The following is a 25,641-nucleotide window of genomic DNA, read 5'->3' as shown; positions in this document are numbered from 1 at the left end:
CCGAGCGAGGTGATCCCCGATCAGCGGGAGTCGAGGAGGGGCTGGGTCGGGGTCCAGGGCGGGTGGCCGGCGGCGGCGCGGCGGCGGCGGGCGATCGCCGACAGCGCCTCGAGCACCACGCGGTTGCCCAGGTAGGCGGTGATGTCGGCGTGGTCGTACGGCGGGGCGACCTCGACCACGTCGACGCCGACGACCGGCAGCTCGTAGCAGCAGCGCCGCACCGCGTCGAGCAGTTGCCGGGAGGTCAGCCCGCCGGGCTCCGGGGTGCCCGTGCCGGGTGCCATGCCCGGGTCGACCACGTCCACGTCGACGGAGAGGAAGACCCCCTCGCACTCGTCGGTGGCGATGGTGAACGCCTCGGTCAGGCAGTCGTCCAGGCCCCGGGCGACCAGCTCGGTCATCTCGTACGACCGCATCCGCTGCTCGGCCATCCACGCCAGGACCGAGGGGCCGGGCCAGTAGCCGCGCAGGCCGATCTGGAGGAACCGGTCGCCGCGTACGGCGCCGGACTCGATGAGCCGGCGCATCGGCTGGCCGTGCCCGTGCAGGCTGCCGAACTCGATGTCCCCGGTGTCGGCGTGCGCGTCGAAGTGCACCAGCGACACCCGGCCCGGCCCGTGGTGGCGGGCGACGCCGGTCGCGTCGGGCAGCGCGATGGAGTGGTCGCCGCCGAGCACGACGGGGATCACGCCGGCCGAGGCGACCGCGTGCACGGCGGACTCCAGGGCGGCCAGGGACCGCTCGATGTCGCCGGAGAACATCTCGACGTCGCCGGCGTCGTACACCCGCAGGTCGCGCAGCGCGTCGACGCGCAGCGCGAGGGACGGGCGGGAGCCGTCGTGCGGCAGGTAGCAGGCCTGCCGGATGGCGGACGGGCCGAACCGGGTGCCCGGCCGGTGCGAGGTGCCGCCGTCGAAGGGCGCGCCGACGATCACGACGTCGGCGTCGGCGAAGGACGACGGGTCGTCGAGGGCGCAGCGGTCGACGCCGAGGAAGGTGACGTCGGGGCCGAACATCGGGCCGTAGCGGGTCATCGCTCCTGCATTCCCCAGGGTGAGCCGTAGCCGGTGAGCAGATCGAGGAAGGGGCGCGGGGGCAGCGCCTCCGGGCCGATCACCCCCGACCCGGACCACGCGCCGGTGGCGAGCAGTTCCAGGGCGACGACGGGGTTCACGGCGGTCTGCCAGACGACGGCCTGGTGGCCGCACTCCGCCATGGACCACTCGTTGTCGACCACGTGGTAGAGGTAGACCTCGCGCGGCCCGCCGTCGCGCGCCGTGCCCCGCACCCAGGTGCCGGCGCAGGTCTTGCCGCGCATCCGGTCGCCCAGGGTCGCCGGGTCGGGCAGGCACGCCGCCACGACGTCGCGGGGCGCGACCGTCACGCCGCTCACCCGCACCGGGGACGCCGCGTCGAGGCCGAGCTTGTGCAGGGTCCTGAGGACCTCGATGAACTCGTTGCCGAGGCCGTACTTGAAGGTGACCCGCTTCGCCGCGACCCAGCGCGGGATCAGCAGCACCTCCTCGTGCTCGACGTTGACGCACTCGACCGGGCCGATGCCCTCGGGGAAGTCGAACACCTCCGGCTCGGAGAACGGCGGGGTGGTGTACCAGCCGCGGCCGGCCTCCCAGATCACCGGCGGGTTGAGGCACTCCTCGATGGTGGTCCAGATGGAGAACGACGGCGCGAAGTCGTAGCCGTCGACGGTGAGGTTGCCGCCGTCGCGTACCCCGATCTCGTCGATCTCGGCGAACAGCTCGTCGGCGGCGTAGCGGGCGAAGACGTCCGACAGGCCCGGCTCGACGCCGATGCCGCACAGCGCCAGCCGGCCGGCGGCCGACCATCGCTCGGCGGCGGCGAACTGGTCGTCGCCGAGCTTGACCCCGGTCTCGGCGTACGGCCGGTCGGGATGCGGCCGGGACAGCGACATGGCCATGTCGAGGTAGTCCGCGCCGGCCGCGAACGCCCCGTCGAAGATCGGCATGACGAAGCGCGGGTCGACCGCGTTGAGCACGTGGGTGATCCGGTGCTCGCGGCACAGCGCGGCGACCGCGTCCGCCGAGGAGGCGTCGACGGTGGCGGGGACGAACCGGTCGCCGTGGCCGGCCACGGCCCGCGCCGCGCGGGCGGGGTCGCGGTCGGCGACGATCATGGTCTCGAAGAAGGAGCGGCGGGCAGCGATGGCGACGGCGGCGGAGCCGACCCCACCGGCGCCGACGAGCAGGATCCGCATCAGGAATCAAACCCCAAACCAAGACGATCGAGCGTACGGAGCCAGAGGTTGCGCCGTCCCGCTCGCGCGTCGGCCCGGGCCAGGGACCAGCGGGTGAGGTGGATGCCGGTGGCCCGCAACGGCTCCGGCGGGAACGGCAGCGGCTTGCTGCGCACCAGGTCGAGCCGGGTCAGCGGGGTCTGCCCGCCGCCCAGCAGGTCGAGCACCACGCGGGCGCCGAACCGGGTGGCGCCGACGCCGAGGCCGGTGTAGCCGGCCGCGTACGCCAACCGGCCGTCGTACGCGGTGCCGAAGAACGGGCAGAACCGGGTGCAGGTGTCGATGACGCCGCCCCAGCGGTGACTGAAGCGCACGTCGGCGAGCTGCGGGAACGTGGCGAAGAAGTGCTGGGCGAGGGCGGTGAAGGTGGCCGGCCGTTGGGCCAGTTCGGGGGCCATCCGGTTGCCGTAGTGGTAGACGGCGTCGTAGCCGCCGAAGAGGATCCGCCCGTCGCCGGTGATCCGGTAGTAGTGGAACTGGTTGCCGGTGTCGGCGAGCCCCTGCCGGTTGCGCCAGCCGATCGATTCGCGTTGCGCGGCGGTCAACGGCTCGGTCGTGAGCGCGTAGTCGTAGACCGGCACCAGCCAGGCCCGCAGCCGGCGCAGCAGCGGCGGGAACGCGTTGGTGGCGAGGACGACCCGCCGCGCGCGCACCGAGCCGGGGGCGCCGTGGCCGCCCGGTCCCGGGTCGTCGGCCCCGGGCGCGTCGGACGGTCCACCGCGGGTGGTGGCGCGCAGCGCGGCCCCGTCGCGGCGCAGCCCGGTGACCCGGGTGTGCTCGTGGATCCGCACGCCGAGGTCGAGGCAGGCGCGGCGCAGGCCCCAGGCCAGCTTCGCCGGGTCGAGCATCGCCACCCGGTCGCGGTCCCACAGCCCGCCGAGGTACGTCGGCGAGTCCACCTCGGCGCGTACCTCGTCGCGGTCGAGCAGCCGCACGTCGTGGCCGAACCGGCGGGCCAGGTCGACGTCGGCGGCCAGCCCGTCGAGCTGGTGGGGCTCGACCGCCACGGACAGCTCGCCGGTGCGCTCGAACTCGCAGTCGATGCCGTACGCGGCCACGGTGTCGGCGATGGCGTCCAGGTTGTCCCGGCCGAGCCGGTCCAGCACGTCGATCTCGTCGGGGAAGCGTTCGACGCCGTTGCCCAGGCCGTGGGTCAGCGAGGCGGCGCAGAACCCGCCGTTGCGCCCGGACGCCGCCCAGCCGCAGGTGCCCGCCTCCACCAGCAGCACGTCCCGGCCGGGGTCGTCCTGCTTGGCGAGCAGCGCCGCCCAGAGGCCGCTGTAGCCGCCGCCGACGACCAGCAGGTCGGTGTCGGTGCCGCCGTGCAGCGGCGGCAGCGGGTCGGGGCGTTCCGGGCGGTCCAGCCAGTACGGCACGGGCGCCGCGTCGGCGAGCGCCCGGCCGGTGGGCGGGGGCGTCATGGCAGCCGCTTCGCCCGCCGGCCGCGCAGGGTGCTGGCGAGCACCAGCAGCAGCGCGACCACGAACATCGCCGTGCCGATGACGTTGACCTGCGGCGGGATGCCCCGCTGGGCGGCGCCCCAGACGTACATCGGGAACGTGACGGTGGTGCCGGCGTTGAAGTTCGTGACGATGAAGTCGTCGAACGACAGCGAGAACGCCAGCAGCGCGGCGGCCACGATGCCGGGCAGCACCAGCGGCAGGGTGATCCGCCGGAAGGTCTGCCACTCGCTGGCGTAGAGGTCCATCGCGGCCTCCTCCAGTCGGGAGTCCATCCCGGCCAGCCGCGCCTTGACGGTGACCACCACGAACGACACGCAGAACATGACGTGCGCGATGACGATGGTCCAGAAGCCCTGCGGCATCCCGGCGGAGACGAAGAGGGCGAGCAGCGAGGTGCCCATCACCAGCTCCGGGGTGGCCATCGGCAGGAAGATCAGCACGTTGATCCCGGACCGGCCGCGGAACCGGTGCCGCACCAGCGCGAACGCCATCAGGGTGCCGAGCACCGTGGCGACCACGGTGGCGATGAAGCCGATCTGGACGCTGCGCACCACCGCGTCGCACATGTCGGAGGTGGCGCACGGGTTGCGCCAGTTGTCGAGGGTGAACTCGTGGAAGTCGTACGACAGGCGGCTGGACGGGCGGTTGAAGGACAGGGCGGCGACCACGGCGATCGGCAGGAAGAGGTAGCCGAGCACCAGCAGCGCCACGCCCATCACCCAGCGCTCGGCCAGCCAGCGGAGGACCCGGGCGGTCACAGCACCTCCTCCGTGCCGGCCCGGCGCAGGTAGACGAAGACGACCGCGAGGATCGCCGCCATCAGCAGGAAGGACAGCGCCGCGCCCTGCGGGTAGTCCAGCCGGACCAGGAACGCCGAGTCGATGACGTTGCCGATCATGTACTCGTTGGGGGTGCCGAGCAGCTCGGCGTTGATGTAGTCGCCGCTGGCCGGGATGAAGAACAGCAGCGTGCCGGCGACCAGGCCCGGCATGGACAGCGGCAGCGTGACCCGGCGGAACACCCGCAGCGGGCTGGCGTAGAGGTCGCTCGCCGCCTCCAGCAGCCGGTGGTCCAGCCGCTCCAGGCTCGCGTACAGCGGCAGCACCAGGAAGGGCAGGAAGTTGTACGTGAGGCCGAGCACCACCGCGACCGGGGTGGCCAGCAGCCGCCCGTCGGGGGCGAGCAGGTGCACGTCGCGCAGCAGCCCGACGACCCAGCCGTTGTCGGACAGGATCGTCTTCCAGGCCAGCGTGCGCACCAGGAAGCTGGTGAACATCGGCGCGACCACGCAGACCAGCAGCAGGTTCTTCCACCGGCCGGCCTTCTGCGCGATCGCGTACGCCAGCGGGTAGCCCATCAGCAGCGCCAGCACCAGCGCGATGCCGGCGTACACGAAGGACCGGGTGAACTGCGGCCAGTACGCCGCGAGCGCGTCCGGGTAGTTGCCGACCGCCCAGGTCAGCGCGTACCCGGTGGCGAGCGAGCCGGCGGGATCGTAGAGGCTGGCGGCGGCGAGCTGGAACAGCGGCACCGCGAAGAAGAGGAACAGCCACGCCGCGCCGGGCAGCAGGAGGAGGTACGGCAGGAACCGGTGCCGACCGGACCGGCGGGTCGGCGGGGGCCCCGTCGACCGCCCCGAACCGGGCATGTGCGCGAGGGCTGTCACGAGGACGCACCCACCGGCTCGTCCAGGACCGGCGTGGTCCGGTCGTGCTCGCCGGGCGCCCGGGGCAGCAGGAAGGCGTGCCGCGGGTCCCAGTGCGCCACCGCCTCGCTGCCCACCGCCAGCGGGCCGGTCACGCCGCTGTTGGCCACGAAGACCGACAACTCACTGCCCCAGCCGGTGCGCAGCAGGTACTGGGTGCTGACCCCGACGTAGGAGGCGTCGGTGACCACCCCGGTGACGTGCTGGTGCCCGGCGGGGACCTGGTCGACGGAGTCGACCAGGTGCAGCTTCTCCGGGCGTACGCCCAGGTGGACCGGCCCCCGGTCGACCCGGGCCCGGCCGGCGGGCACCGAGAAGCGGTTGCCGTGCGCCGAGACCGCCACCTCGCCGCCGCCCGGGCCGGCGGCCTCGCCGGCGAGCAGGTTGGACTGGCCGAGGAAGTTCGCCACGAACGCGGTGGCCGGGAACTCGTAGATGTCGGCGGGTGAGCCGAGCTGCTCGATCCTCCCGGCGTTCATCACCGCGACCGTGTCGGCCATCGTCATGGCCTCCTCCTGGTCGTGGGTGACGTGCACGAACGTGATGCCGACCTCGGTCTGGATCCGCTTCAGCTCGATCTGCATCTGCCGGCGCAACTTCAGGTCGAGCGCGCCCAGCGGCTCGTCGAGCAGCAGCACCTGCGGGCGGTTGACCAGGGCGCGGGCCAGGGCGACCCGCTGCTGCTGCCCGCCGGAGAGCTGGGCGGGACGACGGTGGCCGTAGTCGTCGAGCTGCACCAGCGCGAGCATGCCCATGACCTGGTCGTCGACCGAGCGGATGCCGCGCCGGCGCAGCCCGAAGGCCACGTTCTCGAAGACGTTCAGGTGCGGGAAGAGCGCGTAGCTCTGGAAGACGGTGTTCACCGGCCGCTTGTACGGGCGCAGCCGGGCGATGTCCCGGTCGCCGAGCAGCACCTGCCCGCTGGTCGGCTCCTCCAGCCCGGCGATCATCCGCAGGGTGGTGGTCTTGCCGCAGCCGGACGCCCCGAGCAGGGCGAAGAACGAGCCCTGCGGGATGGTCAGGCTGAGGTCGTCCACGGCGGTGAAGATGCCGAACCGCTTGGTGAGGCTGGCCAGCCGCAGGTCGCCGGCCGGTGTCTCGCGCCCCACAGTCGCCCCGCCCATGCCGCCCATGCCGCTCACGCCCCGATGACCTGCTGGAACTTGCTCTCGTACTCGCGTTCCTGCTTCTCGTCCAGCGCCATGAAGACCTTGGACTTCGACAGCATGGTGTCGTCGGGGAAGATCAGCGGGTTGGCGGCCAGCTCGGGGTCGATCTTCTCCATCTCGGCCTTGGCGCCCTGGACCGGGCAGATGTAGTTCACGAACGCGGCGAGCTTCGCGGCGACCGCCGGGTCGTAGTAGTAGTTGATGATCTGCTCGGCGTTGCCCTTGTGGGTGGCCTTGTTCGGCACGAGGACGTTGTCCGACCAGAGCATCACGCCCGACTCGGGCACCACGAACTTGACCTTGTCGTCCTCGAAGCCGAGCTGGATGACGTCGCCGGACCAGCCGATGCACGCGGCGATGTCGCCCTTGGCGAGGTCCGGAGCGTAGTCGTTGCCGGTGAACCGGCGGATCTGGCCGGAGTCGACGGCCTTCTTGAGCTTGTTGAGCGCGTCGTCGAACTGCGGGCCGGTGAAGTTCGCCGGGTCGTGGCCGTTCGACTGGAGCAGCAGGCCCATGGTGTCGCGCATCTCGGACAGCGCCGTCACCTTGCCCTTGAGGTCGGGGCGGGTGAGCAGCTCGTCGACCGTCCGGATCTCCTTGGTCACCTTGCCGTTGTAGGCCAGCCCGGCCAGCCCGGACTGCCACGGGATGGCGAGCTGGTTCTCAGCGTCGAAGGACCGGTTGCGCAGCGACGGCAGCAGGTTGGCCTCGACGTTGGGCAGCTTCGACTTGTCGAGCTTCTGGATCCAGCCGAGGCGGATCATCCGCGCCGCCATCCAGTCGGTGAGGACCATGACGTCCCGGCCGGTGCCCTGGCAGCCCGCGAGCTGGTTCTGCACCTTGCCGAAGAACTCGTTGTTGTCGTTGACGTCCTCGGTGTAGGCGACCTGGATGCCGCTCTGGGCGACGAACGCGTCGAGGGTCGGCCGCTTGGACTCGTCCTTCTCGTCCACGTCCATGTACTGCGGCCAGTTGGAGAAGGCCAGTTTCTTCTCGGTGGCGGACAGGTCCTCGCTGACGCAGCCGGCCTCCGTCTGGGTGGCGGCCTTGGTGCCGCAGCCGGCCAGCGAGCCACCGGCGGCGAGCAGTGCGGCCGAGCCGAGGGTGCCGGTCAGGAGTCCACGCCGGGTGAGGGGCCGAAAGGGAGTACGCATGTGACGACTCCTAGGGGTCGTCGTCGGCGGCGGGACGGGGGTGGCGCGCCGACGGGAGGGTCAGGTGCGGTGGACGACTGATCCTGACATGAGGTGACCTTCCTTACAAGGGATTCCGTTGCCGGAATAGCTCTGCACGACGAAATACGCCAGACTGCCCGGGGGACTAGGCTCAGCCCGGGCACGGACATGGGGAGCGGTCGATGACGAACCGGCAGCACGACAACGGCAACGGCGGACGCAGGGTCACCGTCCGCGAGGGTGCCAGCCACGCACTGCTCGACGACGTGGCGAAGCAGATCATCGAGCAGCTCCAGGAGGACGGCCGCCGACCGTACGCGACCATCGGCAAGGCGGTCGGGCTGTCGGAGGCGGCGGTGCGCCAGCGGGTGCAGCGGCTGCTCGACGCCGGGGTGATGCAGATCGTCGCGGTGACCGACCCGCTCCAGCTCGGCTTCCCCCGCCAGGCCATGATCGGCCTGCGTACGAACGGCGACCTGGAGGCCGTGGCCGACCGCCTCGCCGAGCTGGACGAGGTCGACTACGTGGTGATCACGGCGGGCTCGTTCGACCTGCTGACCGAGGTGGTCTGCCGCAACGACGACCACCTGCTGGAGATCCTCCAGCGGCTGCGGGCGGTCGAGGGCGTGCTCGCCACCGAGGCGTTCGTCTATCTCAAGCTGCGCAAGCAGACGTACACCTGGGGCACCGCCTGATCAAGCCGCTCGCCGCCGACCAGCTTCAGGCGCCGGTCGGCCTCAGCCGACACCCCCGCCGCGTCCGACCGACGCGACGAACGCCCGCCAGACGTCGGGCGCGAAGCTGAGGGTGCCGCCGGCACGGTCCTTGCTGTCCCGCACCAGCACCCGGCCCGGAAGGTTGTCGGCCACCTCGACACAGTCGCCGCCGTTGTTGGTGCTGCGGGTGGCGGTGCGCCAGCGGGCGTCGGCCATCTCAGCCCTGCCGCAGCCGACCGACAAAGGTGCGCCACGCCCCGGGCGAGAAGGCGAGGACGCCACCCGCACGGTCCTTGCTGTCCCGCACCAGCACCCGGCCAGGCAGGTTGTCGGCCACCTCGACACAGTTGCCGCCGTTGTTGCTGCTGCGGGTGGCGGTGCGCCAGCGGGCTTCCGTCAGGTCCATGTCTGCGCCACCTCTCGGATCAGTGCGATCGACCGGCGGCAGGGAAGCGCCTCACCGGTGACGCTCTCCCACCTCCGACCCAGGCTAGCAACATCGATGCCGTCGGTCACCATCTGACCACGGAGCTGATTGTCCAGATAGGCCACTTCGACCCCGTCCCGGAGTCGGGCCAGCACGAACGGCCCGGCCAATCCCGTGTGCCACGGTCCCTCGGCCGGGATCACCCGGATCTGCACGTGCTCCCGCTGCGCCATCGCAGCGAGATGGGCCAGTTGCTCGGCCATCACCGCCCGGCCCGCGACCGGCCGGCGAAGCACCACCTCGTCGATCACGACGACGAGCTGCGGAGGTTCCTCACGACAGAGGATTTCTTGGCGCTCCAGCCGGCCGGTCACGATCTGGTCCACCTCGGCCGCCGACAGCAGGCCGCCGGTCCCCAGCACCGCGCGGGCGCACCCCTCGCTCTGCAACAGACCCGGCACCAGCAGTGGCTCATAGGATCGGATCGAGGTCACGTCCTGTTCCAGCTCGGCCCAGGGGCGGAACCAGGGCAGGTCGCGGCGGCGGAACGGCTCGGGCCACAGCTCGGCGGCGTCGCGGTCGAGCACCTCGGCCACCGCCAGCCGGGTCCTGGGGTGCGGGATCCGGCCCGACGTGAGCCACCGGCCCGCCGTCTTCGGGTCGACGCGCACCTTCTCCGCCAGCGACTCGACGGTCTCCCCCTTGGCGGCCATCGCCACCCGCAGCGCCTCGTTGGCCATCGGACCCTCCCTCCGCGCGGGTTCACGCTCCGGCGCACGATAGCCACGCTCGGTGCCGGCGTCCGCCGCCTACCGGCGTGTCGCGGTGGGATGTGTTTCGCGCACCTCAGGTGCGCCGCGAGCGCAACCGAAGTGCCCCGAAGGTGTCCCGAACGCGACGCCTCGACGCGGTCTCACCGCATCCCCCTCGACGCGGTCTCACCGCGACCCGCCCCGACGCGGTCTCACCGACGGGGCAGCTCGACAGCACCCGTCCGACGCGATCCCACCGACCGTTCACGTCACGACCTCGCGATGCGGATTCCGTCGTTCACGCTTTGGCTACTCGCTGATTCCGTTGCCATATCGGCCACACACCACCGATCTCACTTGCTTTTGGCCGCCGGGCTGTGGGATAACCGTGGGCAGAGCGGCCGGTGTCACCCCTGACCGGCCCGAGACCCGATGGGGCTGACATGGCCGACGCCACCGACCACCTCTGGATGCACTTCACCCGGATGGCGAGCTACTCCGCCGGCGAGGTGCCGACCATCGTGCGCGGCGAGGGCGCGTACGTCTGGGATGCCCAGGGCCGCCGCTACCTGGACGGCCTCGCGGGGCTCTTCGTCGTCAACGCCGGCCACGGGCGCACCGAGCTGGCCGAGGCCGCCGCCAAGCAGGCGGGCGAGCTGGCCTACTTCCCACTCTGGTCGTACGCCCACCCGAAGGCCGTCGAGCTGGCCGAGCGGATCGCCACGCTCACCCCCGGAGACCTGAACCGGGTCTTCTTCACCACCGGCGGCTCCGAGGCGGTCGAGGCGGCGTGGAAGCTCGCCCGCGCCTACTTCAAGCGCACCGGCAGACCGAACAAGCACAAGGTGGTCAGCCGCTACATCGCCTACCACGGCACCTCGATGGGCGCACTGTCGATCACCGGCCTGCCCGGCATCAAGAGCGACTTCGAGCCGCTGGTCCCCGGCGGCATCAAGGTGCCGAACACCAACTTCTACCGCGCCCCCGAGCACGGCGACTCCCCCGAGGCGTTCGGCCGCTGGGCCGCCGAGGAGATCGGCCGGGCCATCGAGCGGGAGGGGCCGGACACGGTCGCCGCCGTGTTCCTGGAGCCGGTGCAGAACTCCGGCGGCTGCTTCCCGCCGCCGCCCGGCTACTTCGAGCGGGTCCGGGAGATCTGCGACGCGTACGACGTGCTGCTCGTCTCCGACGAGGTGATCTGCTCCTGGGGCCGGCTCGGCGAATACTTCGGCGCCGTCCGGTACGGCTACCAGCCCGACATCATCACCACCGCCAAGGGCATCACGTCCGGCTACGCCCCCCTCGGCGCGATGATCGCCAGTGACCGGCTGATGGAGCCGTTCCTGACCGAGACCGGCATGTTCGCCCACGGCGTGACCTTCGGCGGCCACCCCGTCTCCTGCGCGGTGGCCCTGGCCAACCTGGAGGTCTTCGCCCGCGAGGACCTGGTCGGGCACGTCCGGGCCAACGAGGCGGCCTTCCGCGCCACCCTGGAGAAGCTGTACGACCTGCCGATCGTCGGCGACGTACGCGGCGACGGCTACTTCTACGGCATCGAGCTGGTCAAGGACAAGACCACCCGGGCGACCTTCGACGAGGCCGAGTCCGAGCGGCTGCTGCGCGGCTTCCTCTCCACCGCGCTGTTCTCCGCCGGGCTCTACTGTCGCGCCGACGACCGGGGCGACCCCGTCGTACAGCTCGCGCCGCCGCTGATCGCCGAGCAGCAGCAGTTCGACGAGATCGAGCAGATCCTGCGCGCCGTGCTCACCGAGGCGTGGGCGCGCCTGTAACCCTCGTCCACCCGGCCGGGCCGGCCGCGCGCCCCGCGGCGTGTGGTCGACCCGGCCGTTTCCGCACCCGGAGCGGCCGATGCGCTACCAGGACCTGTCGTACTGGCTGTCCACCGTGGACGAGCCGCTGACCCCGCGCCCGCCGCTGACCGGCGACGCCGACGCGGACGTGGTGATCGTCGGGGCCGGCTACACCGGGCTCTGGACGGCGTACTACCTCGCCGTCGCCGACCCGGCGCTGCGGATCACCGTGCTGGAGGCACAGGTCGCCGGCTACGGCGCGTCCGGCCGCAACGGGGGCTGGTGCTCGGCACTGTTCCCCACCTCGCTGCCCGCGCTGGCCCGCCGGCACGGGCGGGACGCCGCGATCGCCATGCAGCGCGCCCTGCACGCCACCGTCGCCGAGGTCGGCCGGGTCGTCGCGGCCGAGGGCATCGACTGCGACTGGGCGTACGGCGGGACGGTGATGCTCGCCCGCACCGCCCCCCAGCTCGACCGGGCGCGCGCAGCCGTCGCGGAGGCACGGGCGTACGGGCTCGGGCCGGAGGACCTGGCGCTGCTCGACGCCGACGAGGCCACCGCCCGCTGCGCCGCCGAGGGGGTACGCGGCGGCACGTACACCCCGCACTGCGCGGCGGTGCACCCGGCCCGGCTGGTGCGGGGCCTGGCCCTGGCGGTGGAGCGCCGAGGGGTGACGATCCACGAGGGCACGCGGGTGACCCGGATCCGGCCCGGTGCGGCGGTGACCCCGGCCGGCACGGTGCGCGCGCCGGTGGTGGTACGGGCCACCGAGGGCTACACGCCCGGCCTGCCGGGGCAGCGCCGCACCGTCGCGCCGGTCTACTCGCTGATGGTCGCGACCGCGCCGCTGCCCGCCGCGACCTGGGCGCGGATCGGCCTCGCCGAGCGGGAGACCTTCTCCGACCACCGGCACGTCATCGTCTACGGCCAGCGCACCGCCGACGGCCGACTCGCCTTCGGCGGCCGGGGCGCGCCCTACCACTTCGGTTCCCGGGTCTCCCCCGCCCACGACCGGGAGCCGGCAGTCTTCGCGGCACTGCGCCGTACGCTCGGCGAACTGTTCCCGGTGCTCGGCCCGGACGTGCCGGTGACCCACACCTGGGGCGGCCCGCTCGGGGTGGCCCGGGACTGGGCGGCCTCGGTCGGTCTCGACCGGGCCGACGGGCTGGCCTGGGCCGGCGGCTACGTCGGCGACGGCGTGGGCACCAGCAACCTCGCCGGCCGGACCCTGGCCGACCTGATCCGGGGCGAGCGGACGGACCTGACCGCCCTGCCCTGGGTGAACCACCGCTCCCCGAAATGGGAGCCGGAGCCACTGCGCTGGCTGGCCGTGAACGCGGGCCTGCGGCTGATGTTCTCCGCCGACGCGGCGGAGAACCGCACGAACCGCCCCTCCCGCCGCGCCACCCTCTTCACCCGCCTCCTAACCCACTAACCCACCACCCCACTCGCCCCCCCACCCACCCACGAGCCCGTTGATCATGAGGTTGTTGCCGCGACACGCCGAAGCGCATGCCAACAACTTCATGATCAACGCGCGGAGGCGGGGGCGCGCGGGGGCGGGGGCGCGCGGAGGCGGGGTGGGTGGGGTTAGTGGGTGGGGGGGATGACGCGGAGGTGGCCTCGGCGGCCCGTCTGGGGGGCCGTGTTGAGGCTGTCGTCGTCCTCTGGTGGGCGGGGGGCCACCGGACGGGCGGCCTCGCGGACGGCCTCGGCGAGCGCGACCAGGTCGTCGGTGGTGGGCGGCGGGGGCTCGAACTCGCCCTCGTGCCGGACCACGTCCCAACCGCGGGGCGCGGTCAGGCTGCGGGCGTGCGGCTCGCAGAGGTCGTAGGTGTGCGGCTCGGCGAAGGCGGCCAGCGGCCCCACCACGGCTGTCGACTCGTTGTAGACATAGGTCAGCGTGGCGACCGCTTGCCGGGGGCAGCCGTTACGGGAGCAGCGCCGTGGTGACCTCACGGCGGCAGGGTATCTCCATTACCGGGTCCGGCGCACCGCTTCGCGTTGCGACACGCCCGTCACGGTGATCACAATTCGGCCCGGCGCGACCCGCGCCGCGCCACACCCGCCGCGCTGCCGCAGGCCAGGTCGGTGCGGGAGCTAACCTGTCCCTCATGACGAGCCCGGAACACCGCCGCCCCGGCCCCGGCCGGCGCGCCCACCGTGACCGGCACGGGCGCGGCCTGCGCGGGCGGCTGGTGCCGGCGACGGTGCCGCTGGCGCGGACGAAGGCTGAGATCTTCGACGACCTCGTGCTGGACACCGTCGAGACCCTGGAACGGCGGTTCGCCAAGGAGTTGGCCGGGGTCGAGTTCGCGGTGGAGGACGTCCCGCCGGACCTGAACGTCTACGACTCCGACGTGCTGGAGGACGGCGAGGTGCCGCTCGCCCGGCTGCTGCCCGGCCGGCCCGGCCGGCAGGAGGTGCCCCCACGGATCGTGCTCTACCGCCGGCCGCTGGAGTTCCGCGCCATGGACCGCGAGGATCTCGCTGATCTCGTGCACGACGTGATCATCGAGCAGGTGGCCAACCTGCTCGGGGTCGACCCGGACGAGTTGGCCTGAGCCGCCCCGCGGGATGCCGCCGCGAACGGCGACCGGTTCGACTGCGCCTGAGCCGCCCCGCCGGATGCCGCCACGAACGGCGACCGGTTCGACTGCGCCTGAGCCGGGCGGCCCCCACCGCCCCGGCCCGGCAACGCTCAGGCGGCCCGCCGCTTGAGCTTGCGCCGCTCCCGCTCCGAGAGCCCACCCCAGATCCCGAACCGCTCGTCGTGTCCGAGAGCGTATTCGAGGCATTCCGTCTTGACCTCGCAGCGCGAGCAGATCCGCTTCGCCTCGCGGGTCGAGCCGCCCTTCTCGGGGAAGAACGCCTCCGGATCGGTCTGCGAGCAGAGCGCCCGCTCCTGCCACTCCGGCGCGTTTCCGAGCAGGTCGGCCACCTCAAGCTGGCCGTCCATCAAAAGCCTCCTTGTCGCGCACCGGCGTCATCGCCGCTGCAACCCCCCACGCGAAAGGCGCGCGTGTCCGTCCGGTCCCGATTTGTTGCGTACCGTGCGAACAACCCCATTCAAATTACACGCGTGTAATGCGTGCGCCGTCAAGCCGAACTTGATAATGGAGTCGCCCTCCCGACAACACTCCGGACGACCACCCGGCCGCCCGGCCTCGCAACCTGCCCTATCGATTCAGACCCCGGCCGAGTAACGCCCTCTCCGGCGAGTTGCCCGAGTTTTCTCCCGTGGCGCTTCCCCGCCGGCCCGACCGGACAGGCCGATGGAGACCCCCGAGAGACCACCCACCACATCGTTGATCTTGGTGGGGGACAAGGTTAACCCGAGTTCGCGTCGACCGCCCGCCGAGCCGGAAACGACCGACCGCATCCCGTCCACAATGTGGACGAGGCGCTGCTGCGGGCGGCGCCGGCCGGCTCAGTCGGAGGCCGGAGGCACGCTGGTCGGCCATGTGAAATCGGCGATCACGCCGACAGTGCCGCCGACCCGGCCGGCCGGCGGCCGATCGTCCCACCAGACGGTATGGACGCCGGCGGGCAGCTCCGGGTGGACGGTGGAACGCCCCGCCCGGACCCTTCGGGTGCGTACGCGGCTCGTCGTCCCGACCGACCTCGATCTCCCGGCCGTGCAAGCTCCGTCCCGGGTAGATGATCAGGGTGCCGATGCCGCCGCCGGGACCGAGGACCACGCCGGCGGGTTGGTGAACCCGTACCCAGCTACGGGAAGTCGGGGAGGAACGGTGCCGTCACGTCGGCGGCGCTCAGCCCCGGCGACAGAGAAAGCCGTTCGGATTCGTGATCCCGGTGGTGAATTCGAACCGGTAGGTGACGTCGCCCGCCCGTCGCCGTCGTTGTCGATATGGATCTCGTATCGCACGTCGTCGCCGAACCCGAAGAAGCCACCGTGCGAAATGGATCGAGGCTCGGCCGGGCACCCGGCCGGCAACAGGGAAAGACCCTACGGCCGGGGGCGGCCGTACGCGGTCGTGCGTTTGCGGGCCGGGCGTCCGGCAGCCGCCGCGATGGCGATCAACTGCTCCTCGGTACGCGCCGAACCGTTGCCGGAACCGGCCATCCGGGAGATCGTCTCCTCCATCAGCGTGCCGCCGAGGTCGTTGCAGCCGCCCCGCAGCATTGCCGCCGTGCCCTCGTCGCCGAGCTTCACCCAGGAGCACTGGATGTTGTCGATCCGGCCGTGCAACAGCAGCCGGGCCATCGCGTGCACCACCCGGTTCTCCCGCCAGGTCGGCCCGGGACGGGCGATGCCGGCCAGGTAGATCGGGGCGTTGGTGTGTACGAACGGCAGCGCCACGAACTCGGTGAAGCCGCCGGTGCGGTCCTGCAACCCGGCCAGCACCCGGAAGTGCGCGAGCCACTGCGCGGGGTGGTCGACGTGGCCGTACATCATCGTGGAGCTGGACCGGATGCCCAGCTCGTGGGCCGTGCCGACCACCTCGACCCAGGCGGCGGCCGGCAGCTTGCCCTTCGTGAGCACCCAGCGCACGTCGTCGTCGAGGATCTCGGCGGCGGTGCCCGGGATGGTGTCCAGCCCGGCGTCACGCAGCCCGGTCAGCCACTCCCGCACGGACACGCCGGCCTTCGCGGCGGCGGTGACGATCTCCATCGGGGAGAACGCGTGCACGTGCATCCCCGGCACCCGCGCCTTGATCGCCCGGACCAGGTCGGCGTAGACGGTCACCGGCAGCTTCGGGTCGATGCCGCCCTGGAGGCAGACCTCGCTGGCGCCGGCCGCCCACGCCTCCTCGGCCCGGTCGGCGACCTGCTCCACCGAGAGCCGGTACGCGTCGGCGTCCCGCTCCCGCTGCGCGAAGGCGCAGAACCGGCAGCCCACGTAGCAGACGTTGCTGAAGTTGATGTTGCGGTTGACCACGTACGTCACGTCGTCGCCGACCGCCGCCCGGCGGGCGTCGTCGGCGAGCCGGCACAGCTCGTCGAGCGCCGGCCCGTCGGCGGCGAACAGCGCCAGCGCGGCGTCGGCGTGCCGCGGGTCGAGCAGCGCCGCCGGGTCGTCGGCGGCCAGCCGCAGCCCGGCCCGCAGGTCGCGGTCGGTCCCGCCCCCGCCCCCGGCGGTGACCTTGCCGGCCACCTCCGACCAGTCGCCGTAGACGTGGTCGAAGTCGCCGCGCCGGTCGCCGGTGCGCCCGGTGGTGTCGATGGTGGCGTGCAGGTCGGTCCGGCCGCCGTACGTCTCGTCGGGCTCCTGCCAGGGGCGGCCCACCGGCCGCGCCTCCTCCACGGCCAGCCCCGTCGCCGGGTCGGCCAGCGCGCCGACGTGCGGCAGCAGGCGCGGGTCGAGCCACGGGTCGCCGGCCCGCACGTACTCGGGGTAGATCGTCAGCCGCTCGCGCAGGGTGAACCCGGACTTCTCCGTCTGCCGGGCCAGCTCGTCCAGATGGGGCCAGGGGCGCTCGGGGTTGACGTGGTCCGGGGTCAGCGGGGAGACCCCGCCCCAGTCGTCGATGCCGGCCCGCAGCAGCAGGTCGTACTCGCCCTCGATGAGGTTCGGCGGGGCCTGGATGCGGGCCTTCGGCCCGAGCAGCACCCGGGCCACCGCCACCGTGGCGGCCAGGTCGTGCAGCTCCGCGTCGGGCATCCCGCGCATCGCCGTGTCCGGCTTGGCGCGGAAGTTCTGCACGATCACCTCCTGGAGGTGGCCGTACTCCCGGTGGGCACGCCGGATGGCGAAGATCGCGTCGACCCGCTCGGCGGGGGTCTCGCCGATGCCGATCAGGATGCCGGTGGTGAACGGCACCCCGACCCGGCCCGCGTCGTCGAGCACCCGGAGCCGGACCGCCGGCTCCTTGTCCGGCGAGCCGAAGTGCGGGCCGCCCGGCTCCGACCAGAGCCGCGTCGCCGTGGTCTCCAGCATCATCCCCATGCTGGGCGCGACGGGCTTCAGCCGCTGCAACTCCGACCAGGACAGCACGCCCGGGTTCAGGTGCGGCAGCAGCCCGGTCTCCTCCAGCACCGCCACCGCGCACGCGCGCAGGTAGTCCAGGGTGGAGTCGTAGCCGCGCTCGTCCAGCCACTGCCGGGCCGCCGGCCAGCGCTCCTCCGGCCGGTCGCCGAGCGTGAACAGGGCCTCCTTGCAGCCCTGGGCCGCGCCCGCCCGCGCGATGGCGAGAACCTCGTCGCGGTCGAGGAACGCCGCCGGCAACCGGTGCGGCACGGTGGCGAACGTGCAGTAGTGGCAGCGGTCCCGGCACAGCCGGGTAAGGGGGATGAAGACCTTCTTCGAGTACGTCACCACGCCCGGCCGCCCGGCCTCGCGCAGCCCGGCGTCGCGGACGGCGCCGGCGACGTCGAGCAGCTCGTCCAGCGCGTCGCCCCGGGCGCTCAGCAGCGCGGTGGCCTCGTCGACGTCGAGCGCCCGCCCGGTCGCCGCCCGACGCAGCGCCCGCCGCACGCTCGCGTCACTCGGGCCGGGCTCGGTGCGATCAACCATCCGCCCAGCCTAAGCGCTCGCCGGCCGCACCCCGCCCGCCCGGCCCACACCGTGAACAAGGGCACGCACCCTCGCCCCACCGCCGAACCGACCGACCAGCGGGACGCCGGACACGACCGCCCGGCCGGGTGTCGGGCACCGGACGCCGGGTGCCGAGTGCCGGACGCCGGGGGCCGGGGGCTGGGGGCTGGGGGCTGGGCGTCGGGGGCCGGGGGCCGGGCACCGGGTGCCGAGTGCCGGGCACCGGGGGCCGGGGGCCGGGCACCGGCGGCCGGGCGTCGGGCGTCGGGCGTCGGGCGTCGGGCGTCGGGAAACGCGAGCGCCCCGCACGTGGTCGTGCGGGGCGCTCGGGTGGTGCCGTCCGGTCAGCGCGGGGCGTCGGGGGTGTCGCCCGGGTTGATGCGCTGGGTGAGGTCCGGCCCCCCGTCCGTGGGGCGCGGAATCGACTGGGTGGGCTCGACGGACTGGCGCGGGATCGCCTGGGTCGGTTCGGCCGAGGGCGGCGGCCCGAACGGCGGGGCGGTCGGCGACGGCCCGAACGGGGGCGCCGACTGCGGCGCGGTGGCGGCCGGCGGGCCCGGCTGCGGCGCCGGGTTGAACGGCGGGGTCGCCTGGGGGCCGCCGAACGGCGCCGGCTGCTGGCCGTACGGGGCGCCGTACGGGCCGGGGGCCGGCCAGGCGCCCGGCTGACCGGGGATCGGCTGGCCAGGCTGACCGGGGACCGGCTGGCCCGGGGCCGGGTAGCCGCCCTGCTGCTGCGGCCAACCGGGCTGCGGCTGGCCGTACACGCCGGGCTGGGCCTTCGGCTTCGGGACGTAGTACAGGGTGCGCCAGATCTTGAAGACGACGAACGCGGCGAGCGCGAGGAGCCCCAGCCAGGCCACCCGGGAGAGCAGGCCGAGGAAGGCGTCGAGGACCTCGCCCTCGGAGAGCAGGTCGAGCGTCCAGACCAGGAAGGTCAGCACGCCGAACAGCGCGCTGACCGCGTACTCGCCGAGGGCGACCTGGGTGATCAGTTTCGCCTTCGGCGCCGGAGGGCGCACGTGCGTGGCGAGCAGCACGGCCAGCAGCGGCAGGGCCACCGTCTCGATGCCGACGAAGGCGGGGAAGGCGTTGCCCGCCCGGCCCGCGAAGGGTACGTACTCGGCCGGCGTCAGCAACCGGATCAGACCGACGAAGAGGAACACGGCGTTCGCACCGAGGAGCACGAACGCGGCGAGTTCCCGCAGCGGCTTGGTCAGTTGGCTGGCCTGCGTCGCGTCGGTGGACGCGGGCTCGGCGGGGCTGGTCACGGGATCCCCCTTGGGGCGAAAGCGGACAGTTGCCGACGTGAGCCTAGTCTCCCGGGCCAGCGGCGGATCCGAGGCGGCTCGTGCGCGAGGATGTTCGGCATGCGCATCGTGGTTCTGACGGGCGGCATCGGGGGCGCCCGCTTCCTGCTCGGCGTCCGGGCGTACGCCCGCGAGGTCGGCGCCGAGGTGACCGCCGTGGTCAACGTCGGCGACGACCTGTTCCTGCACGGGCTCAAGGTCTGCCCCGACCTGGACAGCGTCATGTACACGCTGGGTGGCGGCGCCGACCCCGAGCGGGGCTGGGGCCGCATCGACGAGAGCTGGACGGTCAAGCAGGAACTGGCCGCGTACGGCGCCGAGCCGACCTGGTTCGGGCTCGGCGACCGGGACGTCGCCACCCACTTGGTGCGCACGACCATGCTCAACGCCGGCTACCCGCTCCACGCGGTCACCGAGGCGCTCGCCACCCGCTGGCAGCCGGGCGTACGCCTGCTGCCGGCGACCGACGACCGCCTGGAGACGCACGTGGTGGTGAGCGGGCCGGCGGTCGCGGGCGAGTCCGGCGCGGACGGGCCCGACGGCGGCCAACGGGCGATCCACTTCCAGGAGTGGTGGGTGCGCCACCGCGGGAACGTCCCCACCCACCGGTTCGTCTTCGTCGGCGCGGAGACGGCGAAGCCGGCGCCCGGCGTCGTGGCGGCGATCGCCGGGGCCGACGTGGTGCTGATCGCGCCGAGCAACCCCGTGGTGAGCATCGCCCCGATCCTGGCCGTGCCCGGGCTGCGCGAGGCGGTCGCCGACGGCCCCGCCCCGGTCGTCGGCGTCTCGCCGATCATCGGCGGCGCGCCGGTGCGCGGCATGGCGGACCGCTGCCTGGAGGTGCTCGGGGTCGAGTGCAGCGCGGCCGGGGTGGGCCGGCTCTACGGCGGCCGGGCGGCCGGCGGGCTGCTCGACGGCTGGCTGGTCGCCGAGGAGGACGCCGGCGTCGTGGTGCCGGAGGTGACGGCGCGCGCGGTGCCGCTGCTGATGACCGACGAGACGGCGACGGCGGCCATGGTCCGCGCCGCACTGGAGCTGACATGAGGCTGGAGATCCTGCCGGTGCCGGGCATCGGTCACGTGTCCGAGGGCGACGACCTGGCCGCCCTGATCGCGAACGCCGCGCCGTGGCTGCGCGACGGCGACGTGCTGGTGGTGACCAGCAAGATCGTCTCGAAGTCGGAGGGGCGGCTGGTGGACGTTCCGGCGGACGGGCCGGAGCGGCTCGCCGCGCGGGACGAGGTGCTGGCCGCCGAGACGGCGCGGGTGGTGGCGACCCGGGGCGCGACCCGGATCGTGCAGACCCACCACGGCTTCGTGATGGCCTCGGCCGGGATCGACGCCTCGAACGTCGACAAGACCCGGCTGGTGCTGCTCCCGGCGGACCCGGACGCCTCGGCCCGGGCGCTGCGCGCCGCCCTGCGCGACCGCTACCACGTCGACGTCGCGGTGATCATCACCGACACGATGGGCCGGCCCTGGCGCAACGGGCTCACCGACGTGGCGCTCGGCGTCGCCGGCATGGACGCGATCCGCGACCACCGGGGCGAGGTCGACCCGTACGGCAACGAACTCCAGCTCACCCAGATGGCGGTCGTGGACGAGCTGGCCGGCGCGGGCGAGCTGATCAAGGGCAAGTGCGACCAGGTCCCGGTCGCCGTGGTGCGCGGCTACCTCACCGCGCCCCGGCCGGACGACGGCGCCGGTGCGGCGACGCTGGTCCGGGACGCCACGATGGACCTGTTCTCGCTGGGCACCGCCGAGGCGAGGGCGGCCGGGCTGGCCGCCGCCGCCACCCTGCCGGACGCCCCCAACCCGACCCCGCCCGACCGGGAGGCGGTGCGGCGGGCGATCGCCGCGGTCGCCGGCGTGGTCGCGCCCGGCACGGAGTTCACCCTGGTCACCGACGAGGCCGTACGCGCCGGGATGGTCACCGCCGTGCCCGGCTGGCCGGCGGAGGCGACGGCGCTGGTGCTCGGCTCCCCGGCCGCCCCGGCCGGCCCGACCGAGCTGGTCCGCTTCGGCGCCGACCTGCACCGCCTGCGCGCCGCCCTGGCGGCGGAGGGCGTCGCCTCGCTCCCGCTCCCCCCGCCCGCCGGCGCCCCCGCCGCCGCCTGCCTGGCCCTCTGACGGGCCTCCCGCCCCCGGTTCCCCGCCCCGCCTGTGCGGCGCGGGTCGTCGGCGGCCTCGTGATGAGCCGGGCGTTCGGCAAGGTGGACGACGCGGGGCGCGGAAGTGGGCTCGGCGCTCAGGAGTTGAGCATCGCCCGCCCCAGCGGGGTGAGGGTGTGCAGGACGCTGTTGCGGTCGCGGTGGCTGACCAGCAGGCCGGCATTGCGCAGCACGGTGGTGTGCTGGCTGGCGGCGGCCGGTGAGATGTTCAGCCGGCGGGCCACCTCCCCGGTGGTGCAGCCGTCGTCGCTGACCGCCAGCACGGCGGCCCGGGTGCGGCCGAGCAGCGCGGCCAGCGCCTCCCGTCCGGTGTCCGGCGTGCCCGGGCCGGCGCCCTCGGCGGGCGCCGGCAGCAGCCCGCCCAGCCGGTCCACCGGGTAGACCAGGACCGGGGGCAGCGCCGGGTCGAGCAGGGCAACCGGGGTGGGCGCGCAGAAGAACGAGGGCACCAGCAGCAGACCGCGCCCGTCCAGGTGCAGCTCGCGGCTGTGCGGGTAGCCGCGGACCTGGAGCACCCCGGACTCCCAGTGCATGGCGGGCCGCAGGCTGGCCAGCAGCCCCTCCACCCCGCCGTCGAGCAGCGCCCGGGCCCGCCGGGACCGGTCGGCCTCCACGGCCGCCTGGATCCGGGCCCAGTACGGGTCGATCGCCAGGTCGCGGTACTGCGCCATCGCGCCCGTCAGGTCGCGCAGCATGTCCGGCTCGCCCCGGGCCACCGCGGCGGCACCGGCCGGCAGGGTGTGGCCGGTGGCGAGCAGCGACAGGTCGCGTTGCAGCAGCGACACGGGAGTGCTCCGGACCGCCTCCATGCCGGCCTCGAACCCGGACACGCTCTGGTAGGGGGTGAGGAAGTCGGGGAAGTAGCCGCGGGGCGGATTGAGCGACAGGAGGAGCCTCAGGCCGGGGGACCCGATGCCCTGGCGCAGTGCCCGGGTCACGCTGCGTCGCCAGCCCGCCAGCAGTGGGTCCCGGCCGCGACCCGGCAGCAGGTGCAGACTGAGGATCAGTTCCCACACCGGGTCCGCCGCCGGAGCCACCCGGGTCCGGAGGATGTCCTCGGCGGAGAAATAGATCTTCAGCATGGAGTGCTCCCGTGTCGCCCGGCCGAGGGGATGCCGGGTGACCGTTGCAGCCTACCCGGGCGGCACTTATCTCCGTCTTTAAGCCTGAGCTGAAAAACCTCGACGTCCATGGTGGCGGTTGGGCATGCTTCCACTGCCCGCACACGGGGACGAGCGCGTCGGCGACGCGTTCGCGGACCGGGGCGCCCTGGGGGACGGGGAGGACCGGGGGCCGGGCGGCACCACGAGGGTCTGCGGGCCTGCTCCGCAGAGGTGCTGCCCGGCCGCCGGCCCGCCGTGGCTCCCCGCGTCGGCCGGCGCCCGCCCGTTCACCCCACCCAGAGCGCCACGCGGTGGTCCTCGTCGGTGACGTAGAAACTGCGCCCGTCCAGCTCGGCCAGCCCCTCCACGTGGTGGAACGGCGCCAGGTCGGCCACCAGCTCACCGGGGACCAGATGCCCGTCGCCGGGCGGCGGGAACCGGACGTGCCGGGAGGTGACGTCCCCGCCGGTCGGGTGGTCGTCGAGCAGCACCGAGCCCTTGCCGAGCGCGTCGATGGACCCGACGACCGCCGCGTAGCCGCCGTCGTCGGTGGGGGCGATCGCCCGGAAGCCGGCGAGCGCGCCGGGCGGGGTCACCCCGGTCAACACGTACGCGCCCGCCGCCTCCGGCCAGGTCGGCACGGGGTCGAACATGCCCGGCACACCGGTCAGCTCGACCAGGATCGGGTCGCCGTCAGCCGTGACCGGGAAGCGGAGTCCGATCAGGACGCTGCCGGCCGGCGTGAAGGCGGCAGCCTCGACGTTCAGCGGCAGGTCGTCGGGGACGAGACGGCTGACCCAGCCCTTCGACCGGGCGGTGCCGCGCGCGACGGTCTCCCCGATGAACCGGGCCCGCACCCGCGCGCCCGGCGGCAGCGGGGTGAACGGCGCCTTGAGCAGCGCGTCGTTGACCGCCCGGTGCAGCCGGAACCGGTTGCGCACCACCTGCACCGGCAGCGCGCCACCCGCCGCGTCGTCCTCCCGGAACCGGGCCACGAAGGCGCGTCGCGGGCGCAGCGGGCCGCCCTTCGAGCCGAAGTGCGAGCCGAAGACGTAGACCCAGCCGTCGTGGTGGGCCAGGGCCTCGCCGTCCTCCGTCCGGCCGTTCTCGGCCCCGGCGTCGGCGGTCACGTGCCGGGCGACCCACTCGCCGTCGTCGCGCTCCAGCAGCAGGGCCAGGCAGCGCTCCACCGGCCCCTCGTCGAGCACCGTCCAGAAGCCGCGCCGGGCGCCGTGTGCGCGCAGCAACGCCACGGAGCGCACCGGCAGCAGGTCGCTGGCCTCGTTGCCGGCCACGACGAATTCCAGCAGTCGCAGGGTCACCCGGCCAGGGTACGAAGCGCCGGCTCGTACAGTGTCGGCATGCCCGAATCCCCCGCCGCCGCCACCGACCCCCGGACGTCGCCGCCGACGGACGCCGAGGTGTACGCGACGCTGCACGCCGACGCCGTCGCCACGCTGGAGCGCTGGGAGCCGACCGGCCCGGCCGCCGCCGAGGCCCGGGACCGCACCGTGCGGCTACTGGCCGCCGGGCCGGTGGCGATGAGCCGGGCGCACCGGGCCGGTCACGTCACGGCGAGCGCGCTGGTGCTCGACGCCACCGGCTCGCGGGTGCTGCTCTGCCTGCACGGCAAGTTCCGGAAGTGGGTGCAGCTCGGCGGGCACTGCGAGCCGGCCGACCGGACCCTCGCCGGCGCCGCCCTGCGCGAGGCCGGCGAGGAGTCCGGGATCGCGGGCCTGCGGATCGACCCGGTCCCGATCGACGTGGACATCCACCCGGTGAACTGCCAGGGCGGCTCCCTGCACTACGACGTCCGGTTCGCCGTCCTCGCCCCGCCCGCCGCGACGGAACGGGTCAGCGACGAGTCCGAGGCGCTGGCCTGGTTCCCGCCGGACCACCTGCCGGAGCCGCTGGCCGGGGGGACGGCGAAGCTGGTCGCCCCGGCCAGGGCGACGCTCAGACGAGCCCCTCTTCGCCCCGCTCCTTGAGCTCGTCGACGATCTTCTTGACGTCCTGCGCCCGGTCGCGCGGGCAGACCAGCAGCGCGTCCGGGGTGTCGACGACGATCAGGTCGTGCACTCCGACGGTGGCCACCAGCCGCCCGGAGTGCGGCACCACCACCAGCCCGGAGCTGTCCCGCAGCAGCACCCCCGGCTTGGCGTCGCCGCCGAGCACCACGTTGCCGTCCGGGTCGGCCGGCAGCACCTCGCCCAGCGTGTGGAAGTCGCCGACGTCGTTCCAGCCGAAGTCGCCCGGCACCGTGGCCACCCGCCCGGCGGTCGCCGCGCCCTCCATCACCGCGTAGTCGACGGAGATCTTCGGCAGGGTCGGCCAGACCGTGCCGAGCACGTCGTCCTGCCCCTCGGTGCCCCACGCCTCGGCGATCGCGACGATCCCGGCGTGCAGGGCGGGCTGCTGGCGGGCCAGCTCGGCGAGGAACACGTCGACCCGCCAGACGAACATGCTGGCGTTCCAGAGGTGCCGCCCGGAGCGCAGGTACGCCTCCGCCACCTCGGCGCTCGGCTTCTCCTTGAACTCGGCGACCGGGCGCAGCGGGCCGCCGTCGACCGGGTCGCCGGTCTGGAGGTAGCCGTAGCCGGTCTCGGCCCGCGTCGGGGTGATGCCCACCGTCATCAGCAGGCCCTGCTCGGCGCCGCGTACCGCCTCCCGGACGACCTCCCGCCACCGCTCCGGGTCGCCGATCAGGTGGTCGGCCGCGAAGGAGCCCATCACCGCCTCCGGGTCGCGCCGCGCGATGACGGCGGCGGCCAGGGCGATCGCCGCGCAGGAGTCCCGGGGCGACGGCTCGACCAGGATGTTCTCCTCCGGCAGCCCGGCCAGCTGGCGCGCCACCGCCGCGACGTGCGCGGTCCCGGTGACCACCAGGGTGCGTTCGGCGGTGGTCAGCGGGCCCAGCCGCTCGACCGTGGCCTGGAGCAGCGAGGCGGCGGAACCGGTCAGCGGGTGGAGGAACTTGGGGTGGCCGGCGCGGGACAGCGGCCACAACCTCGTGCCGCTGCCACCCGCCGGGATGACGGCGTAGAGCATCAGCACATCATGCCCGAACCG

Annotated in this window: 24 protein-coding genes; 7 read left to right on the top strand and 17 right to left on the bottom strand. The window is 73.6% G+C overall.

Going from position 1 to position 25,641, the window contains the following annotated elements; genetic code table 11:
* Positions 1-20: 20 nt before the first annotated feature.
* Genes speB through ACGFZ2_RS20260 form a run of 7 tightly spaced genes read right to left on the bottom strand, consistent with a single transcriptional unit; the run spans position 21 to position 7,763 of the window.
* Entirely contained in the window at positions 21-1,034 is a 1,014-nt protein-coding gene (gene speB / locus ACGFZ2_RS20290; RefSeq protein WP_393455689.1) for an agmatinase, read from the bottom strand.
* A complete protein-coding gene (locus ACGFZ2_RS20285) occupies positions 1,031-2,233 on the bottom strand; it encodes a saccharopine dehydrogenase C-terminal domain-containing protein (protein ID WP_393455686.1) in 1,203 nt (400 codons plus the stop codon). The genes speB and ACGFZ2_RS20285 overlap by 4 nt, the downstream gene beginning before the upstream one ends.
* Positions 2,233-3,693 (bottom strand): NAD(P)/FAD-dependent oxidoreductase, encoded by a 1,461-nt coding sequence (locus ACGFZ2_RS20280; protein WP_393258737.1) that lies wholly within the window; start codon positions 3,691-3,693, stop codon positions 2,233-2,235. Before ACGFZ2_RS20280 ends, ACGFZ2_RS20285 begins: the two co-directional genes overlap by 1 nt.
* Positions 3,690-4,493 (bottom strand): ABC transporter permease, encoded by an 804-nt coding sequence (locus ACGFZ2_RS20275; protein WP_393455683.1) that lies wholly within the window; start codon positions 4,491-4,493, stop codon positions 3,690-3,692. The genes ACGFZ2_RS20280 and ACGFZ2_RS20275 overlap by 4 nt, the downstream gene beginning before the upstream one ends.
* Positions 4,490-5,401: an ABC transporter permease gene (locus ACGFZ2_RS20270; RefSeq protein ID WP_393258733.1), complete on the bottom strand. Its 912-nt coding sequence runs from the start codon at positions 5,399-5,401 to the stop codon at positions 4,490-4,492. The genes ACGFZ2_RS20275 and ACGFZ2_RS20270 overlap by 4 nt, the downstream gene beginning before the upstream one ends.
* Positions 5,398-6,573 (bottom strand): ABC transporter ATP-binding protein, encoded by a 1,176-nt coding sequence (locus ACGFZ2_RS20265; protein ID WP_393456173.1) that lies wholly within the window; start codon positions 6,571-6,573, stop codon positions 5,398-5,400. The genes ACGFZ2_RS20270 and ACGFZ2_RS20265 overlap by 4 nt, the downstream gene beginning before the upstream one ends.
* Before the next feature lie 5 nt (positions 6,574-6,578).
* Positions 6,579-7,763: an extracellular solute-binding protein gene (locus ACGFZ2_RS20260; protein WP_393455680.1), complete on the bottom strand. Its 1,185-nt coding sequence runs from the start codon at positions 7,761-7,763 to the stop codon at positions 6,579-6,581.
* A gap of 203 nt (positions 7,764-7,966) precedes the next feature.
* Here ACGFZ2_RS20260 and ACGFZ2_RS20255 point away from each other — a divergent pair, with 203 nt between their 5' ends.
* Positions 7,967-8,479 (top strand): Lrp/AsnC family transcriptional regulator, encoded by a 513-nt coding sequence (locus ACGFZ2_RS20255; RefSeq protein WP_393258729.1) that lies wholly within the window; start codon positions 7,967-7,969, stop codon positions 8,477-8,479.
* A 42-nt stretch (positions 8,480-8,521) separates the two neighbouring features.
* On the opposite strand, the gene ACGFZ2_RS20250 is transcribed toward ACGFZ2_RS20255, so the two are convergent.
* From ACGFZ2_RS20250 to ACGFZ2_RS20240, 3 genes are read right to left on the bottom strand one after another with little or no spacing between them, the layout of a single operon-like run.
* Positions 8,522-8,716 carry a DUF397 domain-containing protein gene (locus ACGFZ2_RS20250; protein ID WP_393455677.1) on the bottom strand — a complete coding sequence of 65 codons (195 nt, stop codon included), beginning with the start codon at positions 8,714-8,716 and terminating at the stop codon, positions 8,522-8,524.
* Position 8,717: 1 nt separating this feature from the next.
* Complete coding sequence (locus ACGFZ2_RS20245; protein WP_393455674.1) at positions 8,718-8,906, bottom strand: DUF397 domain-containing protein; 189 nt, start codon at positions 8,904-8,906, stop codon at positions 8,718-8,720.
* Positions 8,897-9,667, bottom strand: coding sequence for a Scr1 family TA system antitoxin-like transcriptional regulator (locus ACGFZ2_RS20240; RefSeq protein WP_393455671.1), 771 nt, complete (start codon positions 9,665-9,667; stop codon positions 8,897-8,899). Before ACGFZ2_RS20240 ends, ACGFZ2_RS20245 begins: the two co-directional genes overlap by 10 nt.
* 455 nt (positions 9,668-10,122) lie before the next feature.
* Between ACGFZ2_RS20240 and ACGFZ2_RS20235 the strand changes: the two genes are divergently transcribed.
* On the top strand, positions 10,123-11,469 hold the full coding sequence (locus ACGFZ2_RS20235) for an aspartate aminotransferase family protein (RefSeq protein WP_393258721.1): 1,347 nt from the start codon (positions 10,123-10,125) through the stop codon (positions 11,467-11,469).
* A gap of 79 nt (positions 11,470-11,548) precedes the next feature.
* Positions 11,549-12,925, top strand: coding sequence for an NAD(P)/FAD-dependent oxidoreductase (locus ACGFZ2_RS20230; RefSeq protein WP_393455668.1), 1,377 nt, complete (start codon positions 11,549-11,551; stop codon positions 12,923-12,925).
* Between the two features lie 155 nt (positions 12,926-13,080).
* On the opposite strand, the gene ACGFZ2_RS20225 is transcribed toward ACGFZ2_RS20230, so the two are convergent.
* On the bottom strand, positions 13,081-13,449 hold the full coding sequence (locus ACGFZ2_RS20225; protein ID WP_393258717.1) for a DUF3499 domain-containing protein: 369 nt from the start codon (positions 13,447-13,449) through the stop codon (positions 13,081-13,083).
* A gap of 155 nt (positions 13,450-13,604) precedes the next feature.
* Between ACGFZ2_RS20225 and ACGFZ2_RS20220 the strand changes: the two genes are divergently transcribed.
* Positions 13,605-14,054 (top strand): metallopeptidase family protein, encoded by a 450-nt coding sequence (locus ACGFZ2_RS20220; RefSeq protein WP_089001916.1) that lies wholly within the window; start codon positions 13,605-13,607, stop codon positions 14,052-14,054.
* Between the two features lie 137 nt (positions 14,055-14,191).
* Here ACGFZ2_RS20220 and ACGFZ2_RS20215 read toward each other — a convergent pair whose 3' ends face one another.
* From ACGFZ2_RS20215 to ACGFZ2_RS20205, 3 genes are all read right to left on the bottom strand, one after another.
* Positions 14,192-14,449 (bottom strand): WhiB family transcriptional regulator, encoded by a 258-nt coding sequence (locus ACGFZ2_RS20215; RefSeq protein WP_007455784.1) that lies wholly within the window; start codon positions 14,447-14,449, stop codon positions 14,192-14,194.
* A 1,011-nt stretch (positions 14,450-15,460) separates the two neighbouring features.
* Positions 15,461-17,968, bottom strand: coding sequence for a bifunctional FO biosynthesis protein CofGH (locus tag ACGFZ2_RS20210; protein WP_393455665.1), 2,508 nt, complete (start codon positions 17,966-17,968; stop codon positions 15,461-15,463).
* Positions 17,969-18,333: 365 nt separating this feature from the next.
* Positions 18,334-19,260 carry a hypothetical protein gene (locus tag ACGFZ2_RS20205; RefSeq protein ID WP_393455662.1) on the bottom strand — a complete coding sequence of 309 codons (927 nt, stop codon included), beginning with the start codon at positions 19,258-19,260 and terminating at the stop codon, positions 18,334-18,336.
* A 99-nt stretch (positions 19,261-19,359) separates the two neighbouring features.
* Between ACGFZ2_RS20205 and cofD the strand changes: the two genes are divergently transcribed.
* Both cofD and ACGFZ2_RS20195 read left to right on the top strand, forming a co-directional pair.
* Positions 19,360-20,343: a 2-phospho-L-lactate transferase gene (cofD, locus tag ACGFZ2_RS20200; protein ID WP_393455659.1), complete on the top strand. Its 984-nt coding sequence runs from the start codon at positions 19,360-19,362 to the stop codon at positions 20,341-20,343.
* Entirely contained in the window at positions 20,340-21,428 is a 1,089-nt protein-coding gene (locus ACGFZ2_RS20195) for a coenzyme F420-0:L-glutamate ligase (protein WP_393455656.1), read from the top strand. Before cofD ends, ACGFZ2_RS20195 begins: the two co-directional genes overlap by 4 nt.
* 118 nt (positions 21,429-21,546) lie before the next feature.
* Here the strand turns inward: ACGFZ2_RS20195 and ACGFZ2_RS20190 are convergent, their stop codons facing one another.
* Complete coding sequence (locus ACGFZ2_RS20190) at positions 21,547-22,551, bottom strand: transcriptional regulator (RefSeq protein ID WP_393258708.1); 1,005 nt, start codon at positions 22,549-22,551, stop codon at positions 21,547-21,549.
* A gap of 308 nt (positions 22,552-22,859) precedes the next feature.
* Positions 22,860-23,894 (bottom strand): hypothetical protein, encoded by a 1,035-nt coding sequence (locus ACGFZ2_RS20185; protein WP_393455653.1) that lies wholly within the window; start codon positions 23,892-23,894, stop codon positions 22,860-22,862.
* A gap of 39 nt (positions 23,895-23,933) precedes the next feature.
* On the opposite strand from ACGFZ2_RS20185, the gene ACGFZ2_RS20180 reads away from it, so the two are divergent.
* Positions 23,934-24,560, top strand: coding sequence for an NUDIX hydrolase (locus ACGFZ2_RS20180; RefSeq protein ID WP_393455651.1), 627 nt, complete (start codon positions 23,934-23,936; stop codon positions 24,558-24,560).
* Here ACGFZ2_RS20180 and ACGFZ2_RS20175 read toward each other — a convergent pair.
* Complete coding sequence (locus tag ACGFZ2_RS20175; RefSeq protein ID WP_357692357.1) at positions 24,529-25,620, bottom strand: sugar phosphate nucleotidyltransferase; 1,092 nt, start codon at positions 25,618-25,620, stop codon at positions 24,529-24,531. The genes ACGFZ2_RS20180 and ACGFZ2_RS20175 overlap by 32 nt on opposite strands.
* Positions 25,621-25,641: the final 21 nt, after the last annotated feature.

The sequence above is a fragment of the Micromonospora sp. NPDC048063 genome, from assembly GCF_043202855.1.
GTDB lineage: Bacteria > Actinomycetota > Actinomycetes > Mycobacteriales > Micromonosporaceae > Micromonospora.
The sequence above is the reverse complement of the archived record's forward strand: the minus strand, read 5'-3'. Positions and strand labels throughout refer to the sequence as shown.